Origin of the sequence: Bacillus sp. SA1-12 (assembly GCF_000981385.1) — a bacterium.
Lineage (GTDB): Bacteria > Bacillota > Bacilli > Bacillales > Bacillaceae > Metabacillus.
In genome coordinates, this window is the sequence record NZ_LATZ01000005.1 from 78,847 (window position 1) to 96,735 (window position 17,889).

Consider the following 17,889-nt stretch of genomic DNA (forward strand, 5'->3'; position numbering starts at 1 on the left):
GTTGTGTACCATTATTTTATTTGTGAGATTTCCTTTACAATTAGCGGCAGGGCTTTGCTGATTGGCGTAGCTGGACGTCCGATAAGCTTTTCGAAATCATGGCTTTCAATTTCCAAGGCACCAGCCCGAATCCCTTTTTGGATGTCTACAAGAAACGGAAGAAGGAATTCAGGTACTCCTGCACCTTTCATGATGTCTGCATAAACAGCATCATCAACCTGCTGTACAGGGACTTCCTTACCCAATACTTTGCCGAGAGCAGATGCAAATTCTTCTTGTGTCATTGGCTTGCCAGATAGTTCGTAGATGGTATTTTCATGTCCCGTTCCGGATAATACGGCTGCCGCAGCCTCTGCATAATCTTGCTGCAGTGCCCAGCCTACCTTGCCGCTCCCCGCAGATGTCACCCAAGGGGCTCCCTCAAGGACACCTTGAATGCTTGAGATTTCATTTTCCAAGTACCAGTTATTACGCAAGAAGGAATAAGGAATGCCTGTTTTCAAAATGGCCTCCTCGGCCGCAATGTGCGGCGGGGCAAGGAACATCGTGCTTTCACTTGCATTCCCGATACTTGTATAAGCTATGAATTTTACCCCGGCACGCTCTGCAGCTGCTACTGCATCCGTATGCTGTCTGATTCTTGTTTCATTGTCCCCATCAGCAGATATAATGAGCAAGCGGTCAATACCAGCAAAGGCTGAATCCAGTGTATCAGGACGGTCAAAATCTCCTTGGCGAACTTCTACACCTTGAACGCGAAATCCTTCTGCCTTCTCTGGATTGCGCACACTGACAGCAAGTTGATTCGCTGGTACTGTTTTTAACAGCGTCTCTACTATTTTCGTTCCCAATTTTCCTGTTGCACCTGTTACAAGCATTTTCATTATCCATTCCTCCAATATCTTTTTTATGATTATCCTTTGAATCGGTTGTAACTTTTTCGATTACCTGTAACCATAATAGTTACATTTAACGTTTTTGTCAACACTTCTGTTAATTTTGAGCTTCACTTTAAGGTATAATACATTTGCAATAGAATGAAATACATGATAAAACGTTTAGCATAGGTAGGTGATTGGCATGTCGATAAGCAGCAGATTTTCTGTTGGAATTCACATCCTTGCTCTTTTGGAGATAAATAAAGAAGGAATAAACTCATCCGACTATTTAGCTGGAAGTGTAAACACAAATCCAGCTGTCATTAGAAAAATTATGGGGATGCTAAAAAAAGAAGGGTTAGTTGAAGTACATCCTGGTATTGCCGGAGCTAAACTAGCCAGAGACTTGTCTCATATTACATTGCTAGACGTGTATAAAGCCGTTAATGTTGTAAAAGAAAAGGAATTGTTTAGTGTACATGAGGAACCAAATCCCGCTTGCCCTGTTGGAAGAAACATCCAAGATACAATAGAGCCCCTATTGACAACCGCTCAATTGGCATTAGAGAAATCATTGAAAAGTGTTACCCTTGAAGAAGTGGTAAAGGATCTTGTTGAAAAGGAAAAAGCTGATCAATAAAAAATCTTCGTTTTCTACTCCTTAAAAGAAAGTACCATCTCAAACCTTGGTTTGAAATGGTACCTGATTTGGACTAGATTCACTTTATCTTCTATTCTAGTAAAAATGGCAGTATGACCTAGATGTTAGGTTTTAAATCGATTCAATACTCTCTTTATGAAAGAGGTTTACTCAGCATGTATTTTTTGCTTTTCACTCTTTTCTTTATTCAAGAACCAGCCTGCTGCTGCAATTCCAATTAAGACAGTGTAGAAGATAAGCTTCCACTCTTTTGAATGGGCAAATTCATATGAAATAACTCCGACATCTGGATGTCCTAAGGTTAAGACTGCAAGCTTTACACCAACCCAGCCGACAATCGCAAATGCAGCAATTTCAAGACCTGGTCTCTCATTGAGCAGCTTTACAAAGAAGTTAGCAGCAAAACGCATGATGATCAAGCCAATGATTCCTCCTGCAAAAATGACGAGGAACTTTCCGCCATCCATTCCGCCAATCTGCGGAAGATTTGTGTTCGGCAATGTCACCGCGAGGGCTACAGCAGCTAAGATCGAGTCAATCGCAAACGCAATGTCTGCCAATTCTACTTTGATAACCGTTCCCCAAAAGCCCGCCTTCTTTTTTTCTTTTTCTGCGTGGTTTTCATCCTTCTTTTTAAGGAGAGTTTTCCTCAAAATATGATTGATAGCGATAAATAACAAATATAACGCACCTATTGCTTGAACTTGCCACACGCCGACAAGAAATGAAATGATAAATAATGAAGCAAATCGGAAGACAAAGGCACCTGCAAGTCCGTAAAAGAGTGCTCGTTTTCTTTCCTTTTCAGGAAGATGCTTCACCATAATGGCTAATACTAATGCATTATCCGCAGCCAGCAATCCTTCGAGGGCCACCAATAGTAACAATACCCATCCATATTCAAATAACATAGAAAGTTCCAATAAATAATCCTCCTTTAATTTCAATAGTAATGTTTCCTGGTTAACCAATAATGACTGTCTTGAAAGCCGAAAAAAATCCTTTGAGTTTGAGTTAGTCCCACTGAGCCCTAATTTGACACCAGCCTAAGTTAAACCATTTACTATGAATCAACACATACTCTTTTCATTTGTCTTCTCTCCTTCATTTAAGTCCTCCATCAGAGCATAAAAAAACCTTTGCCAAATATGGCAAAGGTTTTTAAGACAATAAAAGACCTTTACCAATGGCAAAGGTCTTGCTAACAACAAATTCGTTGCCAACAAAGCCGAGAGATTTGAAACCTCTGAAATGACGACTTTGCTGTAAAAGCTACTCCCCTTTAGGAGAACGATATAAATTTATATTTTTAATATAATGAACAAACCGTAATGTTGTCAATTACTTTTTTAAAGGCTTTCCTGCAGCTGGAACATCTCCTTAACCACGAAAAATCCACCTTGAGACATTTCATTTTTACTGTAGCAGCAGCAAAAGAAGGATTTGTATGAAATTTCCAATACAAATGTTTTGAAAAGTCCGAAAATGGATAGTATAATAGAAAAAAGGTCTAGGAGTTGATTTTTATGGAAAAGAATTTGCTTCATTCACCAAACACTGAAGGTAACGTGACGGATGCCCTATTAGCTGAAATGGTGTTAGACAAAGCTCTGCTTGATTTCCGAAAAGAAACGATCCAAAAGAAAATCGACGAATCCTTGCGAGACAAAAACAAACATGAATTTTTACGATTAACAGAGGAATTAAAGAGTATATCTTAAATCATCATAACATATAGGAGCCCTTATCTAACTTGATTTTAGATAGGGGCTTTTTGTTTGGTTATTATCGGTTAGACATGATTAGGGAACTAAGCGGCTCCATTATTGTGGTGATTCGATTATTGTGATTTGTGATTCAATCTTTCCATTCGTGGTTCAATCACTGCCTTTTTTCTGCTCATCTCGCGGCAAGTGATTCAATTATCGGCGTGTCATGCAATTTCCTCTGCGTTATTCGCATATCCCCGTTCAAGATTCACTCCCTTGATCCAATCCCCTAATCCCATCAATCCAATTAAAAAAACCCCTTCCAATCAAGGAAGAGGTCAATTTCATATCACTTACAAAGGCTGAATCACAAATTCAAATTGAAAATTCTGATCCGCTTTGATGTGGTATTCTTCGTGTACTGGGGCGCCCCAGCTGTCGTCGCCGCCTACGCCCATGTGGCGGCCTGCAATTGTTACCACTGTGTAGTGGACGTTTGGCAGCTCATAATGGTGAGCGGCGTTTTCGAGTTCAAATGCAGTGTAAGGAGAGACGTTACACTGGAATGGTTTTTCTTTATAGGCTATTTTGATGCCTTTTTCAATTCCATCGGCAATTTTCACATAACGGACGCCTGTGCGGCTGCCTGATTCCTGCGGAACCAGGTACGCAGAGACATTATCCTCTGCTTTGTTTTTAAAGATGCCAAGTCTTGCTCCATTTGCGCGGTCCTCATAGTTCTCTTCCGGTCCTTGTGCATACCATGTTAACTGATTGTAATCAGCTGATAGTTTAAATGACAATGCATGGATTGGTAAATCAGGCAACTTGCTTGCGCCAGCATACGAATAGTACACATGAATATGACCATTTGGATAAACCGTGTAAGCTGTGACGACTTGAACGTCTTTGCTGATTGGAAGTTCGTATTTAAAGGAAACAGTGACTTTTTCCGTTTGTTCATCAATATCAATCGCTGTGCATTTTCTGAATAAGCTTGAAGTGTACCAGCCATGTGAATCAAATGCGAAATGATTCCCTTTGTCATTATCGGTCATTGCCCGCCAGAACAGTGGGTAAGGCGGCGCGGCAATCATTTCGTTTCCATCATAGTTTAACGATACAAGTGTTCCTTGAGCCCTTGAAAATAACACACTAAAATCTCTGCCATGAACGCCAATATTGACATCGCCATGAACAACATGGAACGCTGAATCCTTCACTGCAGGCAGTGCTTCCACTTTTTCCGCTTCATAAATAAATTGTCCAAATGCAACCTCATGGCCTTGGTCTGCCCAGATTGTTTTTTCTTTTAAATGAAGCGAGGTATGGATCGCATATTCTCCAGCCTCTTCAAACTTAGGCAAATCAAGGGCTATATATGTTTCTTCTTGCGCAGCAACATCAAGCTCAAACGTTTTCTTAAACACTTCTTTTCCTTCATGATAAACCTTGCATTTTAGCGTATAAGCTCCCGTACCCTCGAAAAGCTGTTCATTTTTTACAAGAACGCCCTTCTGGTCAGGGATTAGCTTGATGTTTTGATATAAAAACTTAACTTCCTGCATTTTTGGCGACAGTCTGCGGTCTGCATAAACAATTCCATTCCCGCAGAAGTTATAATCTGTCGGACGGTCTCCAAAATCTCCGCCATATGCTTGATATTCATTGCCATAACGATCCTTTTTGATCAGCGACTGGTCAATGAAGTCCCAAATGAACCCGCCTTGATACATCGGGTATTTTGCTTCAAGGTCTGTGTACTTGTGCATACCGCCAAGTGAATTGCCCATTGCATGGATATATTCACAGCTGATATACGGCTTATCCGGATTATCCTCTAAATATTCGATAATATCAGCAGGCTTTGCGTACATACGGCTTTCCATATCACTTGTTTCATTGTAATCACGATCATAGAAAACCCCTTCATAGTGAACGAGACGACCTGGATCTACTGATTTGAAGTATTTGGAGACATTTAAAATCACTTCGCCGGCATAGGATTCATTTCCGCAAGACCAAATCAGAATTGAAGGATGATTTTTATCCCGCTCAACCATAGAGATTGCACGGTCCATTACAATTGCTTCCCATTCAGGTTTGTTTCCTGGAACATTCCATGACGGCTCAACGGCACCCAACTTTTGCCATGATCCATGTGTTTCTAAATTCATCTCATCGATGACATAGAGTCCATATTCATCACAAAGCTCATACCACTCGGTTTGATTTGGATAATGTGAAGTCCGTACGGCATTGATGTTATTTTGCTTCATAGTTTTAATATCCCATAGCATATCCTCTTTTGTGACAGCACGGCCGCGTCGGCAGTTGAATTCATGTCGGTTAACGCCCTTGAAGACAATTCGTTTGCCATTCAAATGCATGACCTTATTTTTCATTTCAAATCTTCTGAAGCCAACCCTTTGCGGAATGACTTCCACCAGCTTACCGGAAGCGTCGAAAACGGAAATAAACAACTTGTATAAATAAGGTGATTCAGCACTCCAAAGATGCGGGTGATCAAGTGATAGCTGACATGCGCCAGCCGGATCAGCTACTCCTTCGGCTACTGTTTTTCCCTCTGCATCTTCCAGTTTCAAGATGATATCGGCAGATAGTTTTGTATCAACAAATAAAACGGCTCTTTCAAACGAATCATCCAGCTCTGTGCGAATGTGAAGATTCTGCACATGAATCTCAGGCACTGTATATAAATACACGTCACGGAATATTCCGGAAAAGCGCCAGAAATCCTGATCCTCAAGCCAGCTTCCCGTACTTCGTTGATACACCTCAACCGCCAGCTTATTTTCCCCATCCTTAACATATGATGATAAATCAAATTCCGCAGGGGTAAAGCTGTCTTCACTATATCCGACAAATTGGCCGTTCAGCCAGACATAAAACGCAGATTCAACACCTTGGAAAGAAATAAATAATGGTTTATTCACCATGTTAGTTGGCACCGTAAATGTTTTCACATAGCTGCCAACTGGATTAAAACTCTCTGGAATTTCCGGCGGCCGCACATGTGTAACCCCATCCCATGGGTACATAGTGTTTACATATTGCGGATTTCCGAAACCTTGCAGTTGAATGTGCCCCGGCACTTGAATCGTATTCCAGCCGCTGCAGTCAAAATCTGCTTGATAAAACGATTTTGCCCTCGTCTCCGGATTCACCGCATATGAAAATTTCCAGCTGCCATTCAGACTATGTCTCCATTTCATTGGAAGGCGCTCTCTCGCCTCTTGAACTGTCTCATAGTATAAGTGATCGGAATGGGCTGGAATTCGATTGACCGCAAACACATTTAAATCTGTCAGCCATTTTTCAGTAGGTGTCGTCATATCAGTTTCACTTCTCTTTCTTTATTGAATTGGCTTCATGTTATTTTTGTCACAAAGAAGGAGGTGACGAAAAATAATCAGTCCCCTCACTTCTTTGTCCTTATGTTAAATTACTTCACAGATCCCATCATTCCTGCTACAAAGTGCTTTTGCATTAAGAAGAAGATCAGTGCGGTTGGGAGTGTTGCAATAACAAGTGCCATCATAATGATTCCGTAATCTGGTGAATAGCTTGAGCCCAGATTCGAAATCAGCAATGGAATGGTCATTTTATCTGGTGATTGAAGCACTACCAACGGCCATAAATAGTTATTCCAGCTCGCCATAAAGGTAATGATCGCTGCGGCTGCATATGTTGTTTTCATCGTCGGCACATAAATGCGGAAGAAAACACCAAGCTCGCTTAATCCGTCAATTCGCCCTGCTTCTACAAGCTCTTTCGGGAACATCTTCGTGTTTTGCCGGAAGAAAAAGATTAAAAATGCGGTTGTCATTGTTGGTAAAACAACAGCTGACAACGTATTGATCCCAATCGCCGGCATGGTTTGAGAAATCGAACCAAACATGCGGTATAACGGTACCATCAATGATGCAAATGGAATCATCATGGACAGCAATAAGATCGTAAACACAACATCCTTTGCTTTGCTTTTATAGATTTCAAATCCGTATCCCGCTAATGATGCAATCAGCATAGATAAGATCGTTGTTGTAATGGAAATTTTAGCCGAATTTGCAAGAGCTGTCATAAGATCAACACTATTTAATAGCGCAGTTAAGTTCTCAATTGTGTGTGCTCCGGGAAGCAGTCTGCCTCTAGTTACATCAACAGATTGATTCGTTGCGCTGATGACCATCCAAAAGAGCGGAAACACTGAGATGATGGCTGCAATGGTTAAAAAAACATACATAAAGATTCGTTTCAATTTAATCATTTCGATCACCTGCCACTTTAAATTGAATAATAGAGAGAAGGACGATCATAATTACAATAAAGTAAGAAACGGTCGCGGCATATCCAAAGTCTGGCGTATATTTAAACGACAGATTGTAAATGTATTGCGAAATCGTTGTCGTCGCATCACCAGGTCCGCCTTTTGTAATATTCATTACTTCATCAAACAATTGCAGCGTTCCGATCGTTGATGTGATCGATGTGAACAAGATAATTGGCTTTAACATCGGGATTGTAATCTTGAAAAATTGATGCCAAGCGGAAGCGCCATCAATTTTTGCTGCTTCATAAATCGATTGATCGACGTTTTGAAGAGCCGATAAATAAAAGATCATATTATACCCAGTCCAGCGCCATGTAATCGCCAGAATAATCGTGACCTTCGCCCAGAACGGATCACCCAGCCAGTTTATCGCCTCTGGAATAAAGCCAACTTTTAGCAGTAACGTATTCACTAATCCTTCAGGTGCAAATAAATATTTAAAAATAACGGAATAACCGACAAGCGATGTCACAGCAGGCAAGAAGATTGCCGTTCTGTAAATCCCCTTCCATTTTAACGTGCGGTCATTTAATAGTACGGATAAAAACAACGCCAAAACAATCATAATTGGCACTTGAATAATGAGATAAATAAAGGTGTTTTTTACAGCGGTAATAAAAGTAGAATCAGTCAAAAGACGTTGATAATTTTGAATGCCAACAAACTGTAAATTCGTTCCCGCCCCAGATTGGAACGATAAAATAAGGGCCTGTATCATTGGATAAAAGTAAAATGCACAAATCATGATGACTGAAATTCCAATGAATGACCAACCAATGACTGTATGTTTCAGTTTACTGCTCATCTATTTCACTCCCTGTTAAGAAATGAACATCCCCGTTCTTAAGCTTGTTTTACCAGAACGGGGATGTATTTAATTCCTTATTTAAGCTGTGCTTCTGCTTGTGCTTGAGCATCCTTCAGCACATCATCAATGTCTTTCCCATTTAGGTAGTTTTGCATCTCAACTTTTAAAATATCTTCAACAGCATACGTGTGCATACCGTAATTCAATCCCTTGATTTCTTCTGTCCATTTTGCAAAATCTGACACAATCTTTTGACCGCCGAAGAACTCATCTGCTGCTTTGTATTCCTCAGTTTCTGCAGCCGGCTTGTACGTTCCGATTGCACCAATTTCAGTCACAAGTCGTTTGTAAAGCTCTTCATTGGAACCAAATGTTTTTCCTAAGAAATCAGCTGCTTTCTCAGCATTTGGGCCATTTAAAACGTACCATGAGCTTCCGCCAAGATTTGAAGCGTTTACAGCACCTTCTGCTGATAATTTAGGAATTGGAACAACAGCCCATTTACCTGATTGAGATGCTTCTGCTTTTACAGAAGGTGTAATCCAGTTTCCTGTTGGAATCGATGCCACATCTCCGTTGTTAAAGCTTGCAACAAACTGACTCCAGTCAGAGTTTGGTTTCACAATATCTGCATCGACCATTTCTTTGTAGATGCCAAATGCTTCTTTAATATCTTCGTTGCCAGCAAGAGTCGGTGTTACACCATCTTCTCCTAAGTACCAAGAACCTGCTGTTTGAATCATGACACGGATAAAGCCAAGATCGTTCGGGTCAATTGTAAGCATATGCTTTCCAGTTGCTTCTTTTACTTTTTTACCGATTTCAATATATTCCTTCCAAGTAATACCCTGAAGGTCTTCAACTGTATATCCTGCCTCTTGAAGATAATCTGTACGTACATAAAGACCTGTTACACCAGTATCAAATGGTAAGCCGTATTGTTTTCCGTCTATACTTGTTGCCGTTACTTTATACTCAGCAAAATCATCTTTATTGAAAACATCTGTTAATTCATAAAACGAATCTGGGTACGCTTTCAAAAAGCTTTGTGCGCGATAATCTTCAATTAAAACAATCGAAGGAAGTCCATTTGTTGTTCCAGAGCTTAAGCCTGTATTTAATTTTTGGACAATATCCTGTTGCGCATTTTCCACAATATTAATTTTGACATCTGGATTTTCTTTCTCATAAATTTCTTTTGCAACCTCTAATGCCGCAATATTAAATTTTGGGTCCCATGCCCAAATTGTCACTTCATTGCTTTCTGCTCCTCCCTTGTCACCTGTTGTATCAGACTCATTTGGTGATGTACAAGCAGATAAAAAGAAAATAGCTGCTACCAATAGTAGTAATACCTTTTTCATTTGTGTTTCCCCCTTATTTGTAAGCGTTTCATTTCTTAAATTAATCATAGCACTCAAGAAAAAAAGACCGTTAGAACGATCTTTATATAGTTTTATCAATTTATTTGGTTTTTACTATAATCTTCGCCATTATCATTGGTATTATTTTTAGATTTTAGGATTATCTTTAGATTCTTGGACAGGAAGGGTAATTTTTATATGGGTTCCAACTCCGATTTCACTTGAAATGTAAACACCATAGGTTTCTCCATAAAGCAGCTTGATCCTATCGTTTACATTGCGAACGCCAATTCCGCTGAAGAGTTTCTTTTTCCTTGATGCTGGCAGCAGGTTATGTTCATCGATCTCCATCCCATCGCCATTATCGACAACTTCACACACCAGCTTTTCGCCTTCTCTTTGAATCGCAATATGAATTGTTCCTTCCTGTTTTTTCGTAAAGCCATGGAAAAAAGCATTTTCAATAAACGGCTGAATAACAAGCTTAGGCAAATGCAGATCCAAACAGTCTGGTGCGATGAAGTAATTAACATTTATCCGATTCCCATAGCGCACCTGGTTAATAAACACATAGCTTTTTAAATTATCGATTTCTTCTTTAACCGTGATTGTTTCATTAACATTCCCCACAGCATGCTGCAATAGCGAAATTAATGCATTGATGGTTTCTGCCGCCTTTTCTTTATTTCCTTGCTGGACCATGATTTTAACAGATGCCAGGGTATTATACAGAAAATGCGGATTAATTTGCCGCTGCAATGCTGCCAATTCAGCATTGCGCTGCTTCTTTTGAGATTCCATCAGCTCTTCTATATAGTCATGAAGCTCATCAAGCATGTAATTAAACGCAAGAGCAAGCTCTTTTGTCTCAGAGCTTCCAGATACGGTGACATAGCCGTCGAATTGATTTTTCGAAATCATCGAAATTTGCTTGACAAGCAGCGTTAAAGATTTTGTCAGTCTTCTCGAAATTAAGAAGAAAGCCAATAAGGAAATAAGCACAATGGACGCACTGATCAGCAAGATTGTTTTTGTATTGATAAGGTTATCCATTACTAATTCCTTGTCAATCAAATTCACAACATACATATCAATTCTAGGGAGATACGTTGCCAAAATGAGTTGATCTTTACCTAAAAAATCAATATTTTTATACTCAACCCCATCTTGTGTGATCTCCTTTGCATACTGCAAAAGCTCATCAGAAGTTTTACCAACCATGTTTGACTGATTGCTGGAAAAAATTTGTCCCGCTGAATTAAGCACGATCATGTCATTGCCTTCACTCGTAAAAGGGATATAAAACTGCTTAAAGTCGGATTCCTGGATTGCGATATAGACCGCACCATAAATACTCGCAGCGGTCCGCTCCATCAGCGCTTTTGTGATAACAATCATCGGCTCTGAATTGTTCATTACACCTTTATCAATAAACTGATACAATAACTGTTTTGGCTTTTTGTACGTATTCTCTGTAATCTCAGCTCTTTCCAGTTCATTGACAGTTGCCGGCCAATACGCACTATTGGTTGAAAAGAGACGCCCATTTTCACCCGTAATGGTCAGGCTTAATTTATAATCATCAATATTTGCATAATAAATCTGTTCCATTTGCAGATCAGTATTATAATACAGCTTCGTCGTCGATAATGAATTGGCATTGTCTTGGGTTAAATAACTTTTAATAATGCCATTTTCCTGAACCCTGCTGGCAGCTGCTGCAACTGAATAGCTAAACTCATCCATACTGCGATGAAGCTGATTGATAATTTTCGAATTCGTAATGCTAAAGGTGTTCATAAACAGCTGCTCGGACATACGGATGGTACTATACGTAATTGTAATCGATACCACAACAATGCTAACAAACATGACGAAAAACATTTTGATAAATAAACCATGGACATTAAATTGTTCTAAAAGGCGCTTCATATTCCCTCTCTTTTCTACTTAACAAATTGTTTCCTGTAACTGCTCGGTGACATACCCTTTAGCTTTTTAAAAACCTTGCAAAAATAACTGTGATCAGAATATCCTACTTTGCCGCTGATGTCTGAGATCGAAATGTTGCGATTATGCAGAAGATCAACTGATTTTTCAATCCGTACCTTAGTTACGTACTCAGTGAACCCTTCATGAATATGTGTACTGAAGTAAGTAGATAGGTACGTAGGATTAAAATGAAATTGCTTCGCCAATTCTGTTAATGTGAGCGGTTCTTCATAATGCTCTTCAATATAGTCCAGAATTCGTTTTACGTTTGGATCAATTTCAGATGTTTGTCCTACTATTGCTGTGACCTCTGTTAAAAATTGCTGTAATTGATCCACCGCCTCGCCTACATGTTCGGCTCCCTCAATGGCCGAAAAATAAGTAAATTTCTTTTGGTTCACGGACGAAGAATCGAATCCCATATTGTTTAAAAGCATGGTGATATTAAAAATGACATTGCTTAAAAACCGTTTAAATTCAGCGACATTCATCGAATGCGTTGTCGTTATGTCGGTTACATGTGACTGCAAATAATCAATCGCCTTTTCAAACTGCTCTCTCTTAAACATTTCCGTAAAAGCCGTTAAGTTAAACGGCTCACTGGCCGAAGGCTGCTGCTTTATCGCTTCATGCCTGAAGAAATTTTTCTCCGGAAAATAAAAAGCAAGGTTTAACAGTCTGACAAAGCTATTGTCATACATCTGCTTCACTTCCTGTACGGCTTGGAATCGGTCACTCACCGCCCATATAAAATGAGTATAAGAAGCAGCAAGCCTCTCCATACACGCAATAACAGCTGGAATGTTTCCTTCATTCATATTTACGAGTAATGACTTGCAGCCATCCTGCGTAGGTAACAGATAACTGACAGACTGCGGCACATGCTTTTCCAGCTCATCCCTGATCGTTTTTTCTAATGATGGCCAGGAATTTTCCCGCTTTTTCACATCTACCCCTATTATGAGGTAATGGGAGTAAGGAAATGCTTCATTGACAACAGACTCCTCAACATACCCTTCAAACCCTGACATCCATTTATCCAACATCGCTTTGATCGAAATCCCGCCATCATTTTCCTTTTTCTTGATCGTGAGAGATGGAATCTTCTCCACTGCTTTATTAAGCGTTTTCAAGAGAATATCCCCATCTAATTTTGGCTTTAAAATATAATCTGTTACACCATGTTGAAAGGTGGAACGCACATAATCAAATTCTCCGAAACTGCTTAGCACAATAACCTCAATATCCGGATACTGGTTTCTTATCACCTTTGTAAGCTCTTCCCCATCCATCACCGGCATCACAATATCTGTGATCACAATATGAGGCCTCACCGAATCAATCACCTGCAGCGCCTCCTGCCCATTCGATGCCTCTCCGACAATTTGAAAACCTTCCTGCTCCCACTGAATATAGTGTTTAATCCCTTGTCTGATCAAAAGTTCATCATCGACAATGACCACCTTACATAAATCACTCACACGCCTAGCACCCCTTTTTTATCTACTGAAAACGTGGCAATACACCTGATTGATATAGTATCTGCAAATAATAGGAAAGCCTTTACAATGGAAAACTTTGTCGAAAAACGGTGTCTAAATATTCATATTATAACAGATTTTTTGTTAAGAAGAGTGGACTAGTACATATTATCGAGTGGTTTTGGCGGGGATGGGCTGGTTGGGACTGGGATGGGCAGACCCGGGCAATCTTATCAGAAGCTGGCTAACTTATTAGCGGATAGGGGCTTTTTTCAGCGACTTTGATTGCTTTTCAGCTGATCTGCCCTTCTTTTCAGCGCCTTCGGACAATTATTCAGCGACTCGATCACCTTATCGGAGCTTGTCTAAAAATAAAAGAGAACAGCACGTTCAATGTTAAATTTAGGTAAAAATGTAGAAATTTTATATTAAAAATCTGTTTTTTGTCGAAAAAATTTGGGCAAATAATATTATTTCTCCTTGTTGACGAAATAGCCCAACACCATATAAACTACGCCTATAAATAAAAGAAAAAGCTCACTCATTACTCCTAACGCACCAAAAGAAATAAAAAAAGATGCTACAAAGCCAACCCCAAGAATAAGGCAGAATCCAGTGTAAACCACTTTCCAAGCTTTCCTTTTAAGCAAGAAGGAGCCGGCCGCAGTGAGGATACCTAGTAAAAGCATAATGAGAAAAAACACGAACAGCCAGTTGTTAGTCGAAGAGCTGCTGCCTTCTGTATTCCACGCGTTCGATAAACCTATCGCAATTAACGCCAGGAGACCATATCCGATCGCGCCAAGGATGATTAACGAACCAGCAATGACCGCCAAACGTTTCGTGTATGCAAATTTCTTCATATCATCAACCTTTCTAAATTCCAATTATCGATTTACTGCTAGTATACCTTTCTTAAAGTCTGCAAAAAAACTGCCACATCTCTTATTTCAAGAATATGTGGCAGTCATCTAGGTTATTGCATAACGTTTACAGTTCCATTTCCAATAAAGTGGTGGCCATTTGTTAATTGACCGGTAATTGTGATCCCCGCTTCTTTCTGCTCCTCACCAAGTACATTCTTTAGTGAGGCTGCAGTTGTTTTAAAGGTAAAATGTTTTGAACCGATTGAGAGAATCTTCACGTCGATCTCCTGTTGATTCAAGGACACTTTTACTGTTTCTTGATCTATTGAAGAAACAATCGCTGTTGGTGGATAATCCAGCTTCGCTGTCAGTGTGACCGTTATTTTGTTTTCTTTAAGGTTAATCACTTCAGGGTTAACATCGACATCAGCGGGCACAGTTGTATAAATATTGGGCTGTGGCGGTGTTTCCATTCCTGCTCCTAAATAAAAGCTTGTATGCGGCGGTTGATTATATGCAACGTTTTGCCAAGCAATGCCTAAGCGATAAACTGGATCATGCATTAAGGTGTAGATGCGGTGTTCGGTTACATTTGTTGTTGTATACATTCTTAATGCTTGGCTGTCCTCTGTGCGCCAAATGACTTCCTCACGCCAGTCACCGATTAAGTCTGCTTGTAAGCTGGGATTTCCCTTTGTATAGTTGTTTGAATACGTTCCTTCAGCAGTTAAGAGATTAATCGTTTTATTATTTTCATAATCCCATTTATCGATCGTTCCAACACCGACTGGCTCCGTCCATTTATGATCCAGCAGCTCACGAAGAAGATCGCCATCCCACCAGATACCTGCATTTGGATATAAAGGAACAGTATCACTTATTTTTTCCCCTTTACTTGAGTAGAGGCCATAAACATTGCCGCGATTGCCAGGCGGATCTGCTGCCCATGCCTCAGCACCCTCATAGCGTGGGTCAATATCAGCAGCCACGCCTCTTCCAACATCAATGCCTTCAAATACTCCCCAAAGCGTTTCACCGGAATCGGCATCACGGAATTCGAGATGATATTTTACGCTTTTGCTTTCATGTACCTGGAACACTTCCATGCCCGGGCGGCCCGGATCCAAGTCGCCTAGGTGCATGGCATCCCCATGGCCCAGCACTGTTGTGTAAATTCCAGTTCCATCATCATCAACAGCCATTGCTCCATAAATAATTTCGTCCTTTCCGTCTCCATCCACATCGGCAATGCTCAAGTTATGATTCCCCTGCCCAGAGTATGCCTCATTCCCAGGTTCATTACTATCAAATGTCCATTGCTTTGTTAATTGACCATCGCGGAAGTTATAAGCAACAAGCACTGATCTTGTGTAATACCCGCGCGCCATAATAAGGCTCGGCTGTTTTCCATCTAGGTAGGCAATCCCAGCTAGGAAGCGATCGCCGCGGTTGCCATAATTATCGCCCCAATCGGCACTGTCCCTTGTTGGCTCATAGTTCGTTGTGACAAGCTCTTTTCCTGTATTACCATCAAAAATGGTTAAAAACTCAGGTCCTTCAAGAATGCGCCCTTGGCTATTCCGGTAATCTGCCGAAGCATCACCGATGACTTTTCCAGCGGCGTCTTTTGTGCCATCGGCTGTTTTCATGGCAACCTCTGCTTTTCCATCACCATCAAGGTCATATACCATAAATTGCGTATAGTGCGCACCTGCGCGGATGTTTTTGCCCAGTCCGATTCGCCACTTAAACGTTCCATCCATCTCATAGGCATCAACAAACACTTCACCTGTATAACCGTTATGTGAGTTATCCTTTGAATTAGATGGGTCCCATTTCAGTACAATCTCATAGTCGCCATCTCCATCAAGGTCGCCAACACTCGCATCATTGGCACTATATGTATAAGCATCTCCTGCCGGTGTCACACCGTCTTCAGGCTTTTTCAGCGGAATGTCCTTGTATTGATTTGCCCACACCTTTGCCTTCTCAGACTTCCCTTGTTCTTTTCCATTGATCACAGCTTTTACTACATACGTTGAATCAGTGGTACCTTTGACGTCTAGAAAATTCGTGCTGGATTCGATTGGATCTTTGTTTATCTTTTTCCCATCTCGATATAGATTAAAGGAAACCTTTGCAGGCTCCGTCCCTAAAAGTCGCCAGCTGACAAATACCCCTTCCTCAGTCTTTACTGCAACAAGCCCGCGATTCAAATGCTCCATCTGACGCATTTCCACCGGTTCACTCGCTGGTGCGGCTGCAGTTGCCGCTTGCTGTGATTGCGGCAAGCACACACTTGCAAGCATGGCAGCCATTAAGCAATGTTTAAACTTTATTTTCCTTTTCACCTCTTACCCCTCCCAAATGTTTTGTCGTTATTCCACATCAAAGTGAAATACTATGTTTATCGTAAAAACCTTTTCATTTGCCCACAATGATACTTTTTTGAATTCCCATGTATTAACGTTTGCCCATTTTTGCAGGATCTGCACTTTATTGACAAAAGCAAAACTTTCTTCCTGTCTATAGAAAGTTAATAGGTTTATTATCCTAACGAAGTCTATATATTTTGCCTTATTTCAGCTGTGATTCTTAAGACAAGGGCTTTTTCATAAACATTGGAAATGTCTGATAGAAAGGTTCTCAAAGACAAAACTCTCTTTATTCATCATGGAAATGTCCAATAGAAAGGCTCTAATAGACAAATATTTCTTCGGAAATCATGAGAATGTCTGATTGAAAGACTCTAATAGACTAAACACTCTTCTTAGATCGTGTAATTGTCCGATAGATTCGCTCTAATAGACAAAACTCTCTTAGGATAAAATGTGAATGTTTAATAGAGAGGCTCTAACAGACAAAGCTCTCTTCGGAAATCGTGTGAATGTCCGATAGAAACACTCTTACGGACAATGGTCTACTCTTTCCTCAATCTCCAATAAAATCGTAAAGCAAATGCCTATTTTCTCGCCGTTTCTCCACTAGTAAATTTGCATAAACAACCGTGTAAAAATAGCCTTCAAAGGTTGAATGGATCTTACCAAGTTTCTTAGTAAACACCGTTTGTTTAAAGGAATCGATGATACAATGGGTGACCTCATCTATGTATCTTTCTAAGTTGAGCTTGTTATAAGCGATCAATACTCATTTCCATAGGCCATAAATATCGATGGCATTGAAAAAAGGTTTGGCTGTGTCGATAAATCGTTGATGAATAGAGTCTGGAAGATAGCTGGCATCCAGTTGCTCTAGGGTCGGCTCTGGCGGTTTTCTTACGTCATTGGGTTCTCTTTTCTTCTCACAGAGTGAGCCTTGCTTGTTCTCTGTTTTATTAGAGTGTCAGGCAGGGTGACATCTTGGGGTGACTTGTTATGTTTCATCTCCTCTACCGATGCAAACGACTGAATGACTAAAAGGTTGACTCCCTGCTTGCCATTCATCCTGGCAGTGGGAATTTTTTTAATGATCCCCTTTTCTTCCAGAGTATTTACTGCACGAAATACCGTCCTCCGGCTCATCTTAACCTGCTCTGCGATGTAGTCATATTTTGCATAAGACACCCCGATCACCTTTACCGAATGCTTCCATATCACGTGAAGAACAGAAAGCATCCCTTCTGATAACTCTGCCTTATGCTTGTACAAAAACCCTCGGACAGCTTGGTCCATTTCCTCGATTGTTTTAAATGATTGGTGCTTTTGTATGGTTTCATAGTTTAGCTTTTCCATTTTGGTTAGCTCCTTTTATGCAGGTAGATCAGCATTTTATCGTGC

General features: G+C 40.4%; 13 protein-coding genes. 2 read left to right on the forward strand and 11 right to left on the reverse strand.

The genetic code is table 11. The features are described from left to right. Positions 1-11 precede the first annotated feature (11 nt). On the reverse strand, positions 12-884 hold the full coding sequence (locus WQ54_RS04945; protein ID WP_046512942.1) for an SDR family oxidoreductase: 873 nt from the start codon (positions 882-884) through the stop codon (positions 12-14). Between the two features lie 196 nt (positions 885-1,080). On the opposite strand from WQ54_RS04945, the gene WQ54_RS04950 reads away from it, so the two are divergent. Further along, positions 1,081-1,518, forward strand: a complete 438-nt coding sequence (locus tag WQ54_RS04950) for an Rrf2 family transcriptional regulator (RefSeq protein WP_046512945.1) — start codon at positions 1,081-1,083, stop codon at positions 1,516-1,518. Positions 1,519-1,685: 167 nt separating this feature from the next. Here WQ54_RS04950 and WQ54_RS04955 read toward each other — a convergent pair whose 3' ends face one another. Further along, positions 1,686-2,462, reverse strand: coding sequence for a TerC family protein (locus WQ54_RS04955; protein ID WP_046512948.1), 777 nt, complete (start codon positions 2,460-2,462; stop codon positions 1,686-1,688). A 603-nt stretch (positions 2,463-3,065) separates the two neighbouring features. On the opposite strand from WQ54_RS04955, the gene WQ54_RS04960 reads away from it, so the two are divergent. Next, positions 3,066-3,260 carry an IDEAL domain-containing protein gene (locus WQ54_RS04960; RefSeq protein ID WP_046512950.1) on the forward strand — a complete coding sequence of 65 codons (195 nt, stop codon included), beginning with the start codon at positions 3,066-3,068 and terminating at the stop codon, positions 3,258-3,260. A gap of 341 nt (positions 3,261-3,601) precedes the next feature. On the opposite strand, the gene WQ54_RS04965 is transcribed toward WQ54_RS04960, so the two are convergent. From WQ54_RS04965 to WQ54_RS05010, 9 genes are all read right to left on the reverse strand, one after another. Continuing rightward, the gene (locus WQ54_RS04965; protein WP_046512953.1) at positions 3,602-6,604 is read right to left on the reverse strand and encodes a glycoside hydrolase family 2 TIM barrel-domain containing protein; all 3,003 of its coding nucleotides are present in this window, start codon (positions 6,602-6,604) and stop codon (positions 3,602-3,604) included. Between the two features lie 110 nt (positions 6,605-6,714). Beyond that, a complete protein-coding gene (locus tag WQ54_RS04970; RefSeq protein ID WP_046512956.1) occupies positions 6,715-7,539 on the reverse strand; it encodes a carbohydrate ABC transporter permease in 825 nt (274 codons plus the stop codon). Next, positions 7,532-8,407, reverse strand: coding sequence for a carbohydrate ABC transporter permease (locus WQ54_RS04975; RefSeq protein ID WP_046512958.1), 876 nt, complete (start codon positions 8,405-8,407; stop codon positions 7,532-7,534). Before WQ54_RS04975 ends, WQ54_RS04970 begins: the two co-directional genes overlap by 8 nt. 77 nt (positions 8,408-8,484) lie before the next feature. Beyond that, positions 8,485-9,774 (reverse strand): ABC transporter substrate-binding protein, encoded by a 1,290-nt coding sequence (locus WQ54_RS04980; RefSeq protein WP_046512961.1) that lies wholly within the window; start codon positions 9,772-9,774, stop codon positions 8,485-8,487. A 147-nt stretch (positions 9,775-9,921) separates the two neighbouring features. Beyond that, complete coding sequence (locus WQ54_RS04985) at positions 9,922-11,706, reverse strand: sensor histidine kinase (RefSeq protein ID WP_046512964.1); 1,785 nt, start codon at positions 11,704-11,706, stop codon at positions 9,922-9,924. Between the two features lie 14 nt (positions 11,707-11,720). Beyond that, on the reverse strand, positions 11,721-13,247 hold the full coding sequence (locus tag WQ54_RS04990; RefSeq protein WP_046512968.1) for a response regulator transcription factor: 1,527 nt from the start codon (positions 13,245-13,247) through the stop codon (positions 11,721-11,723). Positions 13,248-13,717: 470 nt separating this feature from the next. Beyond that, a complete protein-coding gene (locus WQ54_RS04995) occupies positions 13,718-14,110 on the reverse strand; it encodes a hypothetical protein (RefSeq protein ID WP_046512969.1) in 393 nt (130 codons plus the stop codon). 113 nt (positions 14,111-14,223) lie between these two features. Next, complete coding sequence (locus tag WQ54_RS05000; RefSeq protein WP_331435071.1) at positions 14,224-16,338, reverse strand: rhamnogalacturonan lyase; 2,115 nt, start codon at positions 16,336-16,338, stop codon at positions 14,224-14,226. Positions 16,339-17,388: 1,050 nt separating this feature from the next. Then, positions 17,389-17,844, reverse strand: coding sequence for a helix-turn-helix domain-containing protein (locus tag WQ54_RS05010; protein ID WP_052737667.1), 456 nt, complete (start codon positions 17,842-17,844; stop codon positions 17,389-17,391). Between the last annotated feature and the right edge of the window lie 45 nt (positions 17,845-17,889).